The following is a 16880-nucleotide window of genomic DNA, read 5'->3' as shown; positions in this document are numbered from 1 at the left end:
TCACTCCGCAGTGAAGGAATCCATGAGACGCGCCAAGATCGTAGCGACCATCGGCCCGGCCACCTCGTCGTATGAGAACGTCAGGTCGATCATCGAAGCGGGAGTCGACGTCGCCCGGCTGAACCTTAGTCACGGCAGCTATGACGTGCACGAGGAGGTATACGCCAATGTGCGCGGCGCCGCCAAGCACGTCGGTCGGCCGGTCGCGGTGCTCGTCGACCTGCAGGGGCCGAAGATCAGGCTCGGCAAGTTCGAAGCGGGCCCGTATGAGCTCGCCGAGGGCGACATCTTCAAGATCACGATCGAGGATGTCGTCGGAACCCGCGAGCTCTCGGGCACAACCTACAAGGGTCTCCCCGGCGATGTGAAGCCGGGCGATCCGCTGTTGATCGACGACGGCCGAGTCGCACTGAAGGTGCTCGAGACCGACGGCACTGTGGTGACCACCGAGGTCGTCGTCGGCGGACCGGTGTCGAACAACAAGGGCATCAACCTTCCCGGTGTCGCCGTGAGCGTTCCAGCCATGAGCGAGAAGGACGAGGCCGACCTCCGCTGGGCGATGGACCTCGGCGCCGACTACATCGCGCTGTCGTTCGTGCGGGACGCGCGCGATGTCGAGCGCGTGCACGCGATCATGGACGAGAGCGGCCGCCGCGTGCCGGTCATCGCGAAGATCGAGAAGCCGCAGGCGGTCGAGAACCTCGAGGCGATCATCGATGCGTTCGACGGCATCATGGTCGCGCGTGGAGACCTCGGCGTCGAACTGCCGCTCGAGCAGGTCCCCATCGTGCAGAAGCACGCCGTGGAGCTCTGCCGCCGCATGGCGAAGCCAGTGATCGTCGCGACGCAGGTGCTCGAATCGATGATCTCGAGCCCGCGCCCCACCAGGGCCGAGGCCTCGGACTGCGCCAATGCGGTGCTCGACGGCTGTGACGCGGTCATGCTCTCGGGCGAGACCAGCGTGGGCGCGTATCCGGTCGAGACGGTGAAGACGATGGCGCGCATCATCAACTCCACCGAGGAGCACGGCCTCGAGCGCATCATCCCGATCGGTGTGAAGCCGAAGACGCAGGGCGGGGCGATCACGCTCGCCGCCACCGAGGTCGCCGAGTTCGTCGACGCGAAGTACCTCTGCGTCTTCACGCAGTCCGGAGACTCGGTGCGCCGGATGTCACGGCTTCGCAGCCCATTGCCGATGCTCGCGTTCACGCCGCTGCCGGAGATCATGCGCCGGATGTCGCTGACGTGGGGCGTTGAATCGTTCCTGGTCGACCCGGTCACCCACACCGACTACATGTTCAAGCAGGTCGACGAGATTCTGCTCGGCAAGGGCCTCGCCAAGGTCGGCGACAAGGTGGTCGTGATCTCCGGATCGCCCCCCGGCATCTCGGGCTCGACCAACGACATCCGCGTCCACCGGATCGGCGACGCAGTGAACCGCGCCGCGCCCGTCTGGGCGCAATAGCAGCGCCACAGCACGCCCAGGAAATTCGCTGAGTCGCGGCGCCGGATGTCACCGGCGCCGCGACTCAGCGGCAATTGGTGCCGGTGGTGGGATTCGAACCCACACGTCCTCTCGGACAAAGCATTTTGAGTGCTCCGCGTCTGCCGTTCCGCCACACCGGCGCGCACCATCGAGCAGGTTGCTCGGGACAGCGCCGATCGCAACGATACCGTAGGCTTTAGGGCGTGAACGACCAGGAATCAACCGCCACTGCACCCCGTCGAGTCGTCGTCGCGGAGGATGAGTCGCTCATCCGACTCGACATCGTCGAGACGCTGCGCGACAACGGTTTCGAGGTCGTCGGCGAAGCCGGTGACGGGGAGACCGCCGTCGCCCTCGCGACAGAGCTGCGCCCCGACCTGGTGGTCATGGACGTGAAGATGCCGCAGCTCGACGGCATCTCGGCAGCCGAACGGCTCACCAAGAACCACATCGCGCCCGTCGTGCTGCTCACCGCGTTCAGCCAGAAGGAGCTCGTCGAGCGCGCGAGCGAGGCCGGCGCACTCGCCTACGTGGTGAAGCCGTTCACCCCCAACGACCTGATCCCCGCCATCGAGATCGCGCTCAGCCGCTACCAGCAGATCATCGCGCTCGAGTCCGAGGTCGCCGACCTCGTCGAGCGGTTCGAGACCCGCAAGCTCGTCGACCGTGCCAAGGGCCTGCTCAACGACAAGATGGGGCTCACCGAGCCCGAGGCGTTCCGCTGGATCCAGAAGGCGTCGATGGACCGCCGTCTCACGATGCACGACGTCGCAAAGACGATCATCGAGCAGCTCGGCGAGAAGTAAGCGGTCCGCGACGCGCGCGGTTCAGACAGCGCAAGTCCGGGAAGCGCTGCTGCGCTACTCGCGCACCTCGCGAATGAGATTCGTGATCCGCACGGTCGACAGCCGGCGGCCGGCCTCATCCCGGATCACCACTTCGTGCGTGACGAGGGTGCGTCCGAGCGCGATGGCGTCGCAGGTGCCGATCACCCACCCTTCGCGGACCGACCCGGTGTGCGACGCGCCGATCTCGATGCCGACGGGGTAATGCCCCGGACCGGCGTGCACCGCTGCCGAAAGCGACCCCAGCGTCTCTGCGAGCACCAGATGCGCGCCGCCGTGCAGCAGCCCGAGCGGCTGGGTGTTGCCCTCGACCGGCATCCGCGCCACCGAGTGCGCGGCGGTGAGCTCGAGCACTTCGATGCCCATCTTCTGCGTGAGCGCGCCGCCGACACGGGTGTAGGCGGACGAATCGCGTGCGACGTTGATGACCGGCTCCGTTCGACGATGACCTTCTGCGGCGCCTTTCGGCACCTCTGCACGGTACTGCCCCTCTGCGAGGACGCCGCTCAGCCTGGGCTGCGCTGGCATCGAGTCCGTGTCAGTACCCGCAGCTAGGCTTGCCCTGTGTCGGACTCCGCAAAGCCTACCCTCCTGCTCGTCGACGGCCATTCGCTGGCATTCCGCGCGTTCTACGCGCTTCCAGTAGACAGTTTCGTCACGCGAGACGGGCAGCACACGAACGCCATCCATGGCTTTCTCTCCATGCTGCTGCTCCTGCTGCAGAAGGAGCGCCCGACGCATCTCGCGGTCGCGTTCGACATCTCGCGCTACTCGTTCCGAACTCGCGAGTACGCCGACTACAAGGGCACCCGCGGAGAGACCCCGCCGGAGTTCATGGGTCAGGTTCCGCTGCTCGAAGAGGCGCTCGCGGCGATGAACATCCGCACGCTGAGCAAGGAGGACTACGAAGCCGACGACATCCTGGCCACGCTCGCCACTCGCGGCAAGGATGCCGGCTACAACGTGCTCGTCGTCAGCGGCGACCGCGACACCATCCAGCTGGTCGACGATGACATCACCCTGCTGTACCCGAACGCGCGCGGAGTATCCGAGCTGAAGCGCTACGACCGCGACGCGGTGGTCGAGCGCTACGGCGTCGAACCGCACCAGTATCCCGAGATCGCGGCGCTTGTCGGCGAGACGAGCGACAACCTCCCCGGCATCGACAAGGTCGGCGAGAAGACCGCGGTGAAGTGGATCAACCAGTACGGCAGCCTCGAGAACCTTCTCGCGAGCGCCGACGAGATCAAGGGCGTGGTCGGCCAGAACCTCCGCGATCAACGTGACCGTGCCGAGCGCAACCGCCGGCTGAACCGGCTCGTCCGCGACGTCGAGCTTCCGCTCGGCCCCGATGATCTCGCCCGCGCCCCGATCAACCCGGCCGCGGTACGCGCGGTGTTCGATCGTCTGCAGTTCCGCACGCTGCTCGAACGCGTTCTCAAGCTCGCGAGCGAGGAGGGCGTCACGGATGCCGTCGCACCCATCGCGCCGGTCGACGATGCCCCTGGCATCCCTCCGACGCCCGTCGTTCGCACCATGGTCGACGAGGAACTGGCCCTGTGGCTCGATCGCGCGTCGGCGGGCGGCACGACGCCCCTCGGGCTGCAGCTCGAGTTCGGTCCCTCGGGGCTCGCAGGATTCGGCATCGCGACCCAGGACGACTCCGTCTACGTGCCCTGGGCTCCGGGCCGGCCCGACTACGCAGCGCTCGAACGCTGGCTGGCGAGCGCGTCACCGAAGGCGATGCACGCCTCGAAGCGCCAGTACAAGGCGCTCGACGCAGTCGGGCTCGCCCTGAACGGCATCATGTACGACACCATGATCGCCGCGTGGCTGCTGCGGCCGTCGTTCAAGCACGACGACCTCGCGACGCTCGTGTACGACCACCTGGGCGAGACCCTGCCCGAAGGCGACCCGAACCAATTGCTGCCCGAGCAGGAAGGCGTCAGTCCGGCGACCGAGGCCTGGTACATCCTGCGCCTCGTCGATGCGATCGCCGACAGGCTCGATGACGGCTCGACTCGGGTCGCGCGCGAGATCGAACTGCCGCTGGTGCCGGTGCTCGGTCGCATGGAGCTGACCGGCGTCAGCGTCGACCGCGACGGCCTGCGCGCGCTGGGCAGCAGCCTCTCGGCATCCGCCGCCGATCATGCTTCCAGCGCGTTCGACGTCATCGGCCGCGAGATCAACCTGGGCTCGCCGAAGCAGTTGCAGCAGTTGCTCTTCGAAGAGCTCGGCATGCCGAAGACGCGAGCGACGAAGACCGGGTACTCGACGGATGCTGCGTCGTTGGCCGACCTTCAGGAGAAGGCGCCGCACCCCTTCCTCGGGCTGCTCCTGCAGCACCGCGACGTGACGAAGCTGAACCAGATCGTGGAAACGCTCGAGAAGAGCATCGCCGACGACGGACGCATTCACACGACGTACGACCAGACCGGCACGAGCACCGGCCGCATCTCGTCGAACGACCCGAACCTGCAGAACATCCCGGTGAAGACCGAGGTCGGCCGCCGCATCCGTTCCGCGTTCACCTACGGCGAGGGCTTCGAGAGCCTGCTCACGGCCGACTACTCGCAGATCGAGATGCGCATCATGGCGCACCTGTCCGGCGATCCCGGGCTGATCGAGGCGTTCAACGAGGGGGAAGACCTCCACCGCTTCGTAGGAGCGCGCATCTTCGGCGTCTCCCCGGAAGATGTCACGCCGACCATGCGCACGAAGGTCAAGGCCATGTCATACGGACTCGCCTACGGGCTGAGTGCGTTCGGGCTCTCGAAGCAACTCCGCATCGAGACCGCCGAGGCGAAGCAACTGATGACCGACTACTTCGTGCGCTTCGGAGCGGTGCGTGATTACCTCCGTAACGTGGTGGAACAGGCGCGCGTTGACGGGTACACCGAGACGATCTTCGGGCGACGGCGGCCGTTTCCCGACTTGCACTCGCCCAACCGGGTGCTGCGCGAGAACGCCGAGCGGGCGGCGCTCAACTCGCCGATCCAAGGTTCCGCAGCCGACATCATGAAGATCGCGATGCTCGGCATCGACTCCGACCTCAACGAGCAGCAGCTCTCGTCGCGGATGCTCCTGCAGGTGCACGACGAACTCATCTTCGAAGTCGCCCCCGGTGAGCTCGAGACCCTCACCGAGATCGTGCGCACGCGCATGGGATCGGCAGCGCAGTTGAGCGTGCCCCTGGACGTGCAGGTCGGCACCGGAACAGACTGGGACGCCGCGGCCCACTGATCCTCACCGTCTTCCACCGCGGCATCCGAGAGGAGCACCATGCCCGAACGCACCGTCACCGTCGCTTCATCAGTCGGACTGCACGCCCGGCCTGCAGCGACTTTCAGCCAGGCCGCCGCAGCGAAAGCGCCGCTCGTCGTGACGATCACCAACGGTGCCGGCCGGAGCGTGAACGCCGCGAGCATCCTCGGAGTGCTGTCGTTGGGCGTCGGCCATGGTGAAGAGGTGACGTTGAGCGCGGACGGCGATGGCGCGGATGCCGCGCTCGATGAGCTTGTGAGCCTTCTCGAGTCGGACCTCGACGCATGACCGCGTTGGTGGGCGATTCGGCGGGGAAGGAGCGTCCGGCGGCGTCAGTTCGGGTTCCCACTCGCATCGATGCGATCGCGGAGGACTGGGTGCAGACCCTCGCTCGCCTCGATCCCGATGTGGCGATCTGGGTGGGGCTGCCCGGCAGAACCGGAGAGTTCGCGGACTTCTCGCCTCGGGGACACGCCGAGCGCATGGAGGCGACTCGCGCGACGCTCGCCGAGCTCGAGGCCGAGGCGCCTGTCGACGCGGTCGACGAGGTCACCAAGGCGGATCTCGGCGCCTCCCTGCAACTCGATGTCGAGCGTCACGAGGCCGGCCTGCATCGGCGCGACCTCAACGTCATCGCGTCGCCGGCCCAGGGCATCCGCGACATCTTCGATCTCATGCCGCACGCCACCGTCGGCGATTGGGAGGCGATCGCCAGCCGCATGAACACGCTGGACGGCGCGATCGACGGGTATATCGAAACGCTGCGCGAGGGCATCGCGTCGGGGCAGGTTCCGGCTCGCCGCCAGGTGGCGGAGGTCGCAACCCAAGCTCGCCGCTACGGCGCGAGCGACGGCTTCTTCTTCGAGTTCGCGGAGAACGCGACGGCCGGTGATTCCGCCCTGCCCGATTCCATGCGCAGCGACCTCGCTCGCGGCGCAGAGGTCTCTGCCGCGGCCTATCTGCGGCTCGCCGACTTCCTCGAACAGGAACTGGCGCCCGCCGCCACCGAGACCGACGCGATCGGCCGAGAGCTCTACTCCCTATGCTCCCGCTCGTTCCTCGGCGCCACCATCGACCTCGACGAGACCTACGAGTGGGGGATCGAAGAGCTCGCGCGAATGACCGACGAGCAGGAGCGGGTGGCCGCAACCATCGTTCCTGGTGGGGGAGTGGCCGAGGCGATCGCACGCCTCGACGCCGACCCGGCGAGGAGGCTGACCGGCACCCAGGCGCTGCGCGAGTGGATGCAGCAGCTCAGCGACCGCGCGGTCGACGAACTCGCACGCTCGCACTTCGACATCCCAGAGCCGGTGCGCCGCCTCGAGTGCATGATCGCCCCCACGCAGGAGGGCGGCATCTACTACACGGGGCCGAGCGACGACTTCAGCCGTCCCGGTCGGATGTGGTGGTCGGTGCCCGAGGGCGTGACGGAGTTCAATACCTGGCGCGAGACGACGACGGTGTACCACGAGGGAGTGCCGGGCCACCACCTGCAGATCGGCCAGGCGGTCTACAACCGCGACAGCCTCAACACATGGCGGCGACAGCTGGCGGGCACGAGCGGCCATGCCGAGGGCTGGGCCCTGTATGCCGAACGTCTCATGGAGGAACTCGGCTATCTCGACGATCCGGGTGACCGGCTCGGGATGCTCGACGCGCAGCGGATGCGGGCGGCCCGCGTCGTGCTCGACATCGGAGTGCACCTGGGCAAGCCGCGGCTTGACGGCGCGGGAACCTGGGACTTCGATTACGCCTTCGACTTCATGAAGCGGAACGTCAACATGGAAGAGGCGTTCGTGCGGTTCGAAGTGAACCGCTACTTCGGCTGGCCGGGCCAAGCGCCCGCGTACAAGGTGGGCCAGCGCATCTGGGAGCAGCTGCGGGATGAGATCCGCCGTCGCGAGGGGTCGGCCTACGACGACAAGGCGTTCCACAAGCGCGCACTCGACATCGGCGGCATCGGCCTCGACACGCTGCGGAGTGCACTGCTCGCGGCCGGGTGACCGCCCGTTGCGTCAGGGGATGCCGCGCCCGTACTTGTCGCGGTAGATCGGTGCCTCGATCTTCACCGAGCCGTAGCTCCCGACCGACTGGTAGCCGGCGCTGACGCTACCGGACGAGTTGATGCGCGATCCCGAGGGGGCCAGAATCAGCGATTGGCTCGCGTCGATGCGCCCGATCGTGTTCCAGTACTGCTTGATGGTCTGCGAATTGACGACGGCCTGCACCCCCAGGTCGTTCGAGGTCCGCGCGCCGGCAGCACCCGCCCGCGACGCGGCATCGAGCTTCGCGCGCATCGCCTCCTGACGCTTCTGAACGACAGCGGCCAGGGCCATCGGACCGCTGCCGGCTCCGGAATTGATCGACATTGTGGTCGAGCCGAATGACGGCCCGGTGCCACCAACTGTCGTCCCGCCTACGATGCTGGCTATCGAGGGCATCGCCGAGCCGGTGTACGACGAGAACCCGCCCATGACCGTGGGCGAGAACGAAGTCGGTGCGCCGCCGAGCGTGCCGAGCCCACCGATGATCGCTGCGCTGACCGAACCGACGGTGCCCACCATCGATGCGGCCCGCTGGTCGGCCAGGAGCTTGTTGGTGCGCGCGAGCATGTCGGTGCCCTGATCGATCCAGTCCTGGTTGAACCGCGCGATACGAGTGCGAGCGCCGAGCGTCTCCGACTCCACGGCAGCGGCATACGCTCCCAGGCCGGGAGTGCCCGCGAGCGCGCCGAGCCTGTCGAGCGCGGCATTTCCGTTCAGGGCGCTGTCGATCATCTTGACGCCCACCAGCAGGGCTTGGGCGGGGTCGATCCTGATCCAAGTCATGATGCTTCCTCCAGCGTCTCGGCTCCCGTGGAAGCCTCATGGAGCCCATCCAGCACGTCGGCGACCCCGACCGGTTCGAGCGTGACGTCGCCTCGCTCCAGCGAGGCGTCGACCCGCCACACCGCGCCGGCGTAGTCGAGCAGCCAACTGTGCTCGACCGACTCGAGACCGGCCCCGCTTCGGCGAATGGCGTGGACGCCGAGCGCGCCCCGCCAGAGGTCCGAGCCACCGGCGAGTTCGTGACGCACCTGTTCGATGGTGGTGTGACGCCGGCGGCCGGGGTCGAGCGCAGTGGCGTGCTCGATCAGCGTCGTCATGCCGACCAACCCCGCCAGTTCCCCTCCGATCGCTCCGAATACCGGTGTCAGCCTCAGCATGCCGTCCGGTTCCGCGCGCAGCAGCATCCACTCGTCTGTTGATCGGGCGGCGACGGCCACCTCCGTCTCACCGCCCGCCTCGGTAATCGTTATGACGACGATGTGATCGCCGTCGAGCACCGTTCGCACCAGGCCGTCGGCGTGTTCTGCCAGCGGCGACTCGGGGTCACCTGAGAGCATGCCCCGCCGCAGTAGCCCACCGAAGACGTCGGCGGAGACTGCGGTCCGTTGTTGCTCGGGCAGCCCGAGATACCAGCGTGCTCCGACGAACGCGACCTGATCGAGTCCGAGCAGATCCGTGAGCACGCGGAGTTCCAGCGCGCTCACGAGCACACTGGCTTGCGCCGCGAGCCAGGCGACGGCCGCTGCGAGCAGGGCGTCCTCCTCATGGTCGGCCTCGGCATCCGCCACGACCCAGTGCACGGTGTCGCCGATCGTGGCGAAGAGCGCGACGCCACGCCGCGGAACGCCGTGCTCGAGGAACTCGAAGCGGTGCAGCCGAGCACCAGCAGGACCGACCGGGCTGGCTTCGCCCGAGCCGACGCTCAGTGCCGCGCGGTGATCGGCGACGGCGCCGATCTGCCATGCGGCGACATCCGAGAGCTCGAGCCCTGCGATGGCGGGCACCGACGAGTGCTCGACCCGGATGCCGTGTGGCACGAGCTCGGCATCGTGCACCGTGCGCACACTCCACCGCGCAATGGTGTTCATATCGATTCCGCCCTGATCCTGATCTCCGCCTCATCGGCGCCGGCCTCGAGCCTCGCCGCCAGGCGGTACAGGCTCTCCGCCTCCGAGTGCACGCCGTTGTGCGATCGCTGCAGCACGTCGTAGTAGACATCGGCGGCGGGACCCTCGTAGCCGAGGTTCCGCGAGAACGAGACCACGCCGGCCGTGTACCCGCAGAGCTCATCGGCGATCGACCTGATCGTCGATGCCGTCTGCCGGAGCGCGGCAGGGTTCTCCTGCACCGAGGTCATCGTGGGGCTCCCGAACGTCAGTTGCCGGCCTGAGCGAGCGCTTCGCGACGCCGGCTGACCTCAGCCGCGGCATCGTCGATCGCTTCGCGAAGCCGGCGCAGCCCGGGTTCGAACTCGCCCGTCCACGTGGCGCGGAAACGATCGGCAGCCGGTCCTTCCCAACGCACGTTGTTGAGCTCGTTCCTGATTGATGTCGTCAATTCCTCGACCGTGCCGCTGTTGCGCGTGAGCGTGTTCTGCAGCGCGAACAGTTGCTCGAGGTCGCCGCTGATGGCCATGATCGTCTCCTTCGTGCTGCCGCCGCGCGGAGGCTCCGGCGGTCGGTTGACCAATTGCAGACCCGACCCCTGAAACCACGCTTAAGCACGCCTTGCACGGGCATGGACCGCCTCAGCGAAGCGGCGGTAGGGTCGACCCACCGACGCGACGGAGGGTTGGTGGCATGCACAGCGCCTGCTTGGCCGTACGGGTGATCGCCGGACCCGATTGCGGTGCTCAGGCGCGCCTCGACGGCCGGCTTCCGGTGGGACGCTCCGGCGCCGGCTTGGCGCTGAAAGATGAGCGGGTGTCGCGGTTCCACGCGGTGATCGCGCTGCATGAAACGGATGCCGGGTGCTCCGCGACGATCGCGGATGCCGGCTCGAGCGGCGGCACCCTCCTCAACGGCCGCGAAGTCGACGAGCCGGTCTCGTTCACGCCAGGAACGGTGGCGCGCCTCGGCGACACCTCGCTGCTCCTGCTCGAGGGACGCCGCTTCACGATCGAGCCCGGTCCGCGCCTCGAACTCCTCGCACCTGACGGCACGAGCACTCCGATCACGGTCCCCGACTCCGCGACCGTCGTGATCGGCCGGCGCGCAGACATCGTGGTCGACGATCCCGCAGTGTCTCGTCGGCACCTGCAGTTGCGGCGTGAGGGGTCGACGGTTGTCGCAACAGACCTCGGCTCGCGCAATGGAGTGTCACTGCACGGCCGGCGACTCGACGGAGCGCACGCACTGCGCCCAGGGGATGAGTTGCTGCTGCGTGGTTCCGGCTACCGGCTACTGGCGACCGCCGGTGCCGACCCCCTGCCCAACGTGTTCGAACTGCTCATCCGAGCCGAACCCGTCGACGGTGTCGTCGCGGGCCTCGAGCGCGCCGTGCGGGTGCGCACCGGTGAGAGCGTGCGAGTGCGAGATGTCGCGTCCGCTCTCGCGGAGTGGCTGGGACTCGACTCCGCACGCGAGCACACCCTCTCGCCCGCCCTGGAGGCGTGGACCTTGTACCGAGCCGACGACGGATTGCTGCTGCACCCCGATGACCAGTGGGTCGCTGCGCCGCTCGCGCGCGGCGACACGTGCACCGTCGCTCGCGCAGGATTTCCTGGCGAAGTCGTCCCGTCGGTCGCCGAACGGGTGGAGCATGTGATCGAGATCACCCCACGGCTCGATGCTGCCCAGGCGTCACCAGGGGAGCACTTTCAGGTTCCGCGACCGCCTGAGCAAGCAACGCTGCGGGGTCGCGGTCTGCTCTGGCAGCTCGGAGGCGGCGCGTTGGGCGTGGTCGGCGGACTCGCCCTGGGCGCTGTCACCGGCAACTGGCTCTTCGCCCTATTCGGGGCGATCGCGGGACTGGGCACGATGGGGTTCGGCATCCTGGCCGAGCACTCCCGGCGGCGCGCACAGGCGGCATCCTTCCTCGAGCGGCTCGACCGGCTTCAGGAACGCGTGGATGCCGCGATCATCGCCGAGGCCGACCGCGCCCGCATGAACGCCCCGCCAGCCTCCGAATGGGAGCAGCTCATCGAGCGCCACGATGCGCGCCTCTGGTGCCGCCGACCTAGGGATGCCGACTTCCTCGCGCTGACGCTCGGGGGCGGTGTCCGGGAGGCCGCAGTGCGCGTTGAGACGACGCCCGGTGCGGAAACCGGATCACTGGCCGACGCGGCCCAGCGGGCCGGCGCCCAGCGTCTGCTGCCGCGAGGCCCAGTTCCCGCTCCGGCGGGGGGCGTGCTGGGAATCGCAGGGCCGGCGCGGCAGGTCGACTCACTCGTCGCGCACCTTCTGCTCGAGGCCGCAGTGCTGCACGCTCCATCGTCGCTGAGCCTGACGCTGCTCGCGACCGACGATGGGTGGGACTGGGCCCGCTGGCTGCCCCATCTGCTCGCCGACCACGCGGTGGCTCCAGTCACGCTCGGTCGCGACAGGGAAGACACGCGCCGGCTCGCCGAGCGCTTGGTCGAAGCCATCGTGCAACGCCGGCAACGGCCGCACAACGAGCAGCAGGCGGTCAAACGTCTCGTCGTGATCACCAGGGAGGCGCTCGTCGATCGCGAGTCCGCTATCGACCGCCTGCTGCAGAGCTGGACACACGATGACGGACTGCTCGTCGTGCTCGCGGATGAGGCACGGTCGCTCCCGGTCGAAGCAACGGTGCGCGCGGTCTTCGCAGCAGGCGTAATCGCGGTGCATGGCGCCTACGAACGTGCGCCGATCGGCCAGTTCGACCCGGTCTCGATCGCGCGGGAGCCGGCGGTCCGCCTTGCACGCGACATCGGTCGGCTGCGCGACCCCAGGCTGCGGGAGCCGGGCGCTGCTGGAACGATGACGCTGCTCGAGCTGGCAGGCATCCGTCGGCACGGCTCGATCGACCTCGCTGCAGCTCGGGCGGCGAGGATGCGGCATGATCTGTCCGTCGCGATCGGAGTTGGAGACGACGGCGATCCGGTCATGGTCGATCTCGCGCACGACGGCCCTCACGGTGTCATCGCCGGCACGACGGGCTCGGGAAAGAGCGAAGTGCTCGCCTCGCTGCTTGCAGCCCTCGTGGGCACGCATCGCGCCTCAGAGCTCGCGCTGTTCCTGATCGACTTCAAGGGAGGTGCGACCTTCGCCAGGTTCGCAGATCTGCCGCACACTGCCGGTGTCGTCACCGATCTCGAGGGCGATGCGTCGCTTGCGAGACGGGCGTTCACGGCGCTCGAATCCGAGCTTCGACGCCGCAAGTCGGTGCTCGCCCGAGCGGGATGCGCAGACCTGGGCGCATACCGCGCCGCGGGTGAGCCCGATGGCGCTGTCCCTTCCCTCCTGGTGGTGATCGACGAGTTCGCGCTGCTCGTGCAACAGCAGCCCGAGGTGAAGAGCCGGCTCGATACCGTGGCGAGCCAGGGGCGCAGCCTCGGCGTGCATCTTCTGCTCGCCACCCAGAGCCCCGGGGGAGTGATCACCCCTGCGATCCGCGCGAACACCAATCTCTGGCTCTGCCTGCGAGTGGTGAACGAATCGGAGTCTCGTGAACTGCTCGGCACGGATGAGGCGGCGCGGCTGCCGATCGATCGTCCTGGAAGAGTGTTGTTGAGGCGCGGAGCGGAACAGCGCACCACCGCGTTCCAGTGCGCCCGGGTCACCGTGCCGCTCGACTCCGCCGGCCGGGGCGTTTCGATCGAGCCCTTCGCGGATGCCGGTGGTGCGGCTCACACGCACCCGACTGCTGTCTCTCACGGTCCGAGCGAACTAGATGCACTCCTCACCGAGGCCACCGGTGAGATGGCCGCCGCGCAGGAAGCCCCGGCACCCAGGCTCTGGCTGCCACCGCTGTCGAGCGTGCTCCCGCTCGGTGAGGTGCTCGACGAGCACGAGGCGCAGCTGACGCACCATTGGGCCCGCTCCGAGTCCGCCGCCCCGATGCCGATGACTGTTCCGCTCGGCCGATCCGATCTCGTGCAACAACAATCGCAAGCGGTGTTCACAGTTGATCTGAGCGCCTCGCACCTGCTGTTGACCGGCGCGCCCGGTTCAGGCAGATCCGCCGCACTGGTCACCGTCGCCGCGGCGCTGGCGCACCGTTCACCACCCGACACACTGCACCTCTACGCCCTGACCGGTGAGCACTCGCTCCGCGCGCTTGAGCTGCTGCCGCACGCCGCAGCGGTCGTGCAGGTCGACGACGATGAGCGTGTGCGCCGCATGCTCGCGCGCCTTCAGGCCCTCATCGAGGCTAGGCGATCGGGTGCCACCGCTTCCGAGTCGGGTGCCACCGTGCTCCTGCTCATCGACGATTATGTGGCGGTGCGCGAGACCCTCGGCGACGGCGATGCGAGCGCGCTCGAGTCGCTGCATCGGATCATCGCGAACGGTCGTGCAGCACGGGTTCACGTGGCCATGAGCACCTCGCAACCGACCGACCTCCGCCTCGGTGTCTTCGGCTCCTTCAGTCATCGCCTCATGCTCAGGCTCGTCGATCGCAGCGACGCGCTGGCGATCGATTGGCGCCCGGGGGCAGACGACCTGCCGCCGCCCATCGCCGGCCGGGCGATGACATCCGGCCCCATCGAGTTGCAGCTCGCCTACACCGACGAGCAGATGCTGCGCAGCATCGCGGCCAGCACATCGTCCACCGCCCTCCCACGCGGCATCGAACGGATGCCGCGGCTAGTGGAGCAGTCCGCGCTCCTCGCCGCGCATCCGGGTCTTCCCGTACTCGGGGTCGGCGGGCCGGAACTCGAGCCGGTGCTGCTCGATACCCGCGCGGGAGCCCACTTGGTCGTGCTCGGCGAACAGGGCAGCGGACGCAGCACCGCCCTCGCCGCGACGGTCGCGGCCGTGATCGCCGCCGCACAGGCAACCTCGGTGCACCTGGCCGCGATACGCCCGGGGCCTCTCGATGCCTTCGAGTCGACCGTACGGATCGCGCACGGCAGGCGGGAACTCGACTCGCTGCTCAACCGGCTGGAGGCCCACGCCCACGGGCCCGCGGCACCAGCGCCCGCCCTCTTGGTCATCGACGACGCCGACGAGCTCGTGGGAGACCTGGGCGATCGATTCGAACGACTGCTCCGCACGGGCCGGGAACGCGGACTGCTCATCGCCGTATCGGCCAGGGCCGCCGACTGGGTGCGTTCGTTCGACCCCTGGGTGCGGTATCTCGGCAGTCTGCGCCATGCGCTGGTGCTGTCGAACTTCGTCGACCTCGCGCCGCTCTTCGATGTGCGACTGCCCCAACGAGCACCCGCCCCCAGGGCATCAGGCCGGGGCTATCTTATCGCAAGCGGCGAACCGGTGCACATGCAGGTCTCATGGCCGTCGAACCCCACGACGGCCACCGCGAAGGGCAGCCCGGACCGCCTGTCGTCGAGTCACCGCCTGCCGACGACGTGGGGCGATCTTCGGATCGACCCCTCTGCGGGCGCGCCCATCACCGCCACGCCGGTCACCGCTCAGCCTCCGGCATCCGCGCCAGCCGAAGACTCGTCTCGATAGCGCAGTAGGCAGCGGCCGAGCACGAGCTCATCGCCGTCGGCGAGCTGCGCTCTGGCGACCGCTTCGCCGTTGACGAGCGTGCCGTTCCTCGAACCGAAATCCTCGACCACATGCGCCCCGCGCACCGCGCGGATCCGCGCATGCACCGCGCTCACAGAGGGGTCGGCGAGCACCACGTCGCACCCCGTGGCACGGCCGAGCAGCACCGGCTCGCCGCCGACCCTGGTGGTCGTGCCATCGGGGAGCTCGAGCGCGGCGCTGACCACCTCTGGGTCTTCAACCGGCACGGTCACGGTCCGTTCGTCGTCGCCCGGCGGCATGGTCGCAACCACACGGCGATCGATCGCGCGCTCCGCCAACCCATGCACGGCGGCTGAACTCGCCGGAACCAGCAGCCCGGGATCGTGTCGAAGGATCGCTGTCTCGAGCATCCGCAGTCGCGTGCCCGGGGTGACGCCGAGCTGGTCCCACAGCGCCGTCTTGACGCGCTTCAGGCTGGTGAGCGCTGCGGCCTGCGCCCCGGATTGGTACTGGGCGAGGGCGATGAGCGCCCACAGAGATTCCCGCACAGGCTCCCGAGCACCGCGCTCGGCGAGTGCGGGCAGCACTTCGGCGGCACGACCGAGGGCCAGTTCGTTCGCCGCGTACGACTCGAAAGTCGCGCGCTCGAGCTCATCCAATTGCTCGGCCTGCGAGCGCACAGCGGCGACCGTCTGCACATCGCTCAAGGCGCGTCCGCGCCACATCGAGAGCGCCGCGCGGTACTCGTCCGCCGCGAGGTCGCGACGACCACTCGCGATCGCCGCCGATGCGCGCGCCCGGGCGTCGAGGAACACATCGCGGTCGATCGCGCCATCGGGAAGATCGAGTCGGTAGCCGCGCCCGGTCGTGCCCAGCGCGTCAGCGAGCCCGGCCTGGCGCAGAGCCTTTCGGATGCCGGTGACGTATACCTGCACGGCGTTCGTGGCGGTCGGCGGGGGCGACTCCGCCCACACCGCATCGATGAGGTCAGCCGCTGCGACCACGCGACGATGCTCGAGGAGCAGCAGCGCCAGCACCGCGCGCAGCTTCTCCCCGCCGAGCGCGACAACCCCGGCGAAGGAGCGCACCTCGAGCGGGCCGAGCAGCGCTACGCCAGGTGCGGGCAAGCCGCTCATCGCCCTCTGCTGCGGCGGGCTCACCACACCGCCTCCTCGACATCGCCGTCCACCGCGCGCGGAGCATGGGCACGGTCCACCCATTCCGACAGGGTCGATGCGAGCTGCGTCGCCCGCGAGGTGGCCCAGCGCAGCGCACCGGCGAGCTGCTCCGGGTCGCTCGCTGAGAGCGGCGCCGCCCCGTCCATGAACGCGGCGAGTGCCGCGCGATCCGCGTCCTTCCCGATCGCGATGGCGGCGCGCAGTGACTGCGCGCCCCACTCGCTGTGCAGCAGTGCCTCGAGGCTGTGCTCGTAGTCGTCGGTAGGCATCCCATCTGACACGAGCACGATCGCCGGCGGAAGGGCGTTGGGTGGCATCGGGGGAGTCTCGAGTTCCGGCAGCAGGAGGTCGATCGCGGCACCCAGGTCGGTATAGCCGCCCGCGGTGACGGGGCGCCAGTCGAGCTGCTCGACCGGTGTCGGCTCGGCGAGGTGCCAGCGGGCGTCGGTGGAGAACGCGATCGCCCGTACGACCAACTGCGCGTGGGGGTTCGCCGACTCGACCTCGCGCAGATGCGGGAGCGCCTCGCGCACCGCCGCGTTGAGTGCCTGGATCTTCCCGTCCGACGCCATCGAGCCCGAGCAGTCGAGCAGCAAGAAGCAGTGCAGCGGCTGACGCGCCATGACGGGGAGCTCATCGACCATGGTCGCCCCGCCTCTCAT

At 68.6% G+C, this 16880-nt stretch carries 13 protein-coding genes and 1 tRNA gene; 6 read left to right on the top strand and 8 right to left on the bottom strand.

What is annotated here, in order from left to right; all coding sequences use genetic code 11:
* Window positions 1–22 precede the first annotated feature (22 nt).
* Window positions 23–1465 (top strand): pyruvate kinase, encoded by a 1443-nt coding sequence (pyk, locus tag ABV606_RS11830; protein WP_353987849.1) that lies wholly within the window; start codon window positions 23–25, stop codon window positions 1463–1465.
* A 75-nt stretch (window positions 1466–1540) separates the two neighbouring features.
* On the opposite strand, the gene ABV606_RS11825 is transcribed toward pyk, so the two are convergent.
* Window positions 1541–1626 (bottom strand) — tRNA-Leu (locus tag ABV606_RS11825).
* Between the two features lie 63 nt (window positions 1627–1689).
* Between ABV606_RS11825 and ABV606_RS11820 the strand changes: the two genes are divergently transcribed.
* The gene (locus ABV606_RS11820; RefSeq protein WP_281487859.1) at window positions 1690–2292 is read left to right on the top strand and encodes an ANTAR domain-containing response regulator; all 603 of its coding nucleotides are present in this window, start codon (window positions 1690–1692) and stop codon (window positions 2290–2292) included.
* 54 nt (window positions 2293–2346) lie between these two features.
* On the opposite strand, the gene ABV606_RS11815 is transcribed toward ABV606_RS11820, so the two are convergent.
* The gene (locus tag ABV606_RS11815; protein ID WP_281487860.1) at window positions 2347–2859 is read right to left on the bottom strand and encodes a PaaI family thioesterase; all 513 of its coding nucleotides are present in this window, start codon (window positions 2857–2859) and stop codon (window positions 2347–2349) included.
* Window positions 2860–2895: 36 nt separating this feature from the next.
* On the opposite strand from ABV606_RS11815, the gene polA reads away from it, so the two are divergent.
* The 3 genes from polA to ABV606_RS11800 are packed head-to-tail and all read left to right on the top strand — an operon-like array spanning window position 2896 to window position 7598.
* Entirely contained in the window at window positions 2896–5574 is a 2679-nt protein-coding gene (gene polA, locus ABV606_RS11810; RefSeq protein WP_281487861.1) for a DNA polymerase I, read from the top strand.
* Window positions 5575–5613: 39 nt separating this feature from the next.
* The gene (locus ABV606_RS11805; protein ID WP_281487862.1) at window positions 5614–5883 is read left to right on the top strand and encodes an HPr family phosphocarrier protein; all 270 of its coding nucleotides are present in this window, start codon (window positions 5614–5616) and stop codon (window positions 5881–5883) included.
* Window positions 5880–7598 (top strand): DUF885 domain-containing protein, encoded by a 1719-nt coding sequence (locus ABV606_RS11800; RefSeq protein ID WP_353987848.1) that lies wholly within the window; start codon window positions 5880–5882, stop codon window positions 7596–7598. Before ABV606_RS11805 ends, ABV606_RS11800 begins: the two co-directional genes overlap by 4 nt.
* A gap of 12 nt (window positions 7599–7610) precedes the next feature.
* On the opposite strand, the gene ABV606_RS11795 is transcribed toward ABV606_RS11800, so the two are convergent.
* From ABV606_RS11795 to ABV606_RS11780, 4 genes are read right to left on the bottom strand one after another with little or no spacing between them, the layout of a single operon-like run.
* Window positions 7611–8423: a hypothetical protein gene (locus tag ABV606_RS11795; protein ID WP_353987847.1), complete on the bottom strand. Its 813-nt coding sequence runs from the start codon at window positions 8421–8423 to the stop codon at window positions 7611–7613.
* A complete protein-coding gene (locus ABV606_RS11790) occupies window positions 8420–9511 on the bottom strand; it encodes a hypothetical protein (RefSeq protein WP_353987846.1) in 1092 nt (363 codons plus the stop codon). The genes ABV606_RS11795 and ABV606_RS11790 overlap by 4 nt, the downstream gene beginning before the upstream one ends.
* On the bottom strand, window positions 9508–9780 hold the full coding sequence (locus ABV606_RS11785; protein ID WP_281487866.1) for a hypothetical protein: 273 nt from the start codon (window positions 9778–9780) through the stop codon (window positions 9508–9510). Before ABV606_RS11785 ends, ABV606_RS11790 begins: the two co-directional genes overlap by 4 nt.
* A 17-nt stretch (window positions 9781–9797) precedes the next feature.
* Window positions 9798–10058, bottom strand: coding sequence for a WXG100 family type VII secretion target (locus ABV606_RS11780; RefSeq protein ID WP_281487867.1), 261 nt, complete (start codon window positions 10056–10058; stop codon window positions 9798–9800).
* A gap of 164 nt (window positions 10059–10222) precedes the next feature.
* Here ABV606_RS11780 and ABV606_RS11775 point away from each other — a divergent pair, with 164 nt between their 5' ends.
* Window positions 10223–15019, top strand: coding sequence for an FtsK/SpoIIIE domain-containing protein (locus ABV606_RS11775; protein ID WP_353987845.1), 4797 nt, complete (start codon window positions 10223–10225; stop codon window positions 15017–15019).
* On the opposite strand, the gene ABV606_RS11770 is transcribed toward ABV606_RS11775, so the two are convergent.
* Together ABV606_RS11770 and ABV606_RS11765 are read right to left on the bottom strand one after the other, a co-directional pair.
* Window positions 14977–16200, bottom strand: coding sequence for a BTAD domain-containing putative transcriptional regulator (locus ABV606_RS11770; RefSeq protein ID WP_353987844.1), 1224 nt, complete (start codon window positions 16198–16200; stop codon window positions 14977–14979). The genes ABV606_RS11775 and ABV606_RS11770 overlap by 43 nt on opposite strands.
* The gene (locus ABV606_RS11765; protein ID WP_353987843.1) at window positions 16197–16880 is read right to left on the bottom strand and encodes a vWA domain-containing protein; all 684 of its coding nucleotides are present in this window, start codon (window positions 16878–16880) and stop codon (window positions 16197–16199) included. Before ABV606_RS11765 ends, ABV606_RS11770 begins: the two co-directional genes overlap by 4 nt.

Origin of the sequence: Ruicaihuangia caeni (genome assembly GCF_040536845.1) — a bacterium.
Lineage (GTDB): Bacteria > Actinomycetota > Actinomycetes > Actinomycetales > Microbacteriaceae > Ruicaihuangia > Ruicaihuangia caeni.
Note: the sequence above shows the minus strand (reverse complement) of the source record. Positions and strands in the feature narration are given on the sequence as shown.

What these genes read in the sequence shown, in the direction of transcription:
- ABV606_RS11790 (WP_353987846.1), bottom strand. Translation starts at nt 9,511, where the DNA reads ATGAACACCATTGCGCGGTGGAGTGTGCGCACGGTGCACGATGCCGAG.
- ABV606_RS11805 (WP_281487862.1), top strand. Translation starts at nt 5,614, where the DNA reads ATGCCCGAACGCACCGTCACCGTCGCTTCATCAGTCGGACTGCACGCC.
- ABV606_RS11800 (WP_353987848.1), top strand. Translation starts at nt 5,880, where the DNA reads ATGACCGCGTTGGTGGGCGATTCGGCGGGGAAGGAGCGTCCGGCGGCG.
- pyk (WP_353987849.1), top strand. Translation starts at nt 23, where the DNA reads ATGAGACGCGCCAAGATCGTAGCGACCATCGGCCCGGCCACCTCGTCG.
- ABV606_RS11775 (WP_353987845.1), top strand. Translation starts at nt 10,223, where the DNA reads ATGCACAGCGCCTGCTTGGCCGTACGGGTGATCGCCGGACCCGATTGC.
- ABV606_RS11815 (WP_281487860.1), bottom strand. Translation starts at nt 2,859, where the DNA reads ATGCCAGCGCAGCCCAGGCTGAGCGGCGTCCTCGCAGAGGGGCAGTAC.
- ABV606_RS11765 (WP_353987843.1), bottom strand. Translation starts at nt 16,880, where the DNA reads ATGAGAGGCGGGGCGACCATGGTCGATGAGCTCCCCGTCATGGCGCGT.
- ABV606_RS11795 (WP_353987847.1), bottom strand. Translation starts at nt 8,423, where the DNA reads ATGACTTGGATCAGGATCGACCCCGCCCAAGCCCTGCTGGTGGGCGTC.
- ABV606_RS11780 (WP_281487867.1), bottom strand. Translation starts at nt 10,058, where the DNA reads ATGGCCATCAGCGGCGACCTCGAGCAACTGTTCGCGCTGCAGAACACG.
- ABV606_RS11785 (WP_281487866.1), bottom strand. Translation starts at nt 9,780, where the DNA reads ATGACCTCGGTGCAGGAGAACCCTGCCGCGCTCCGGCAGACGGCATCG.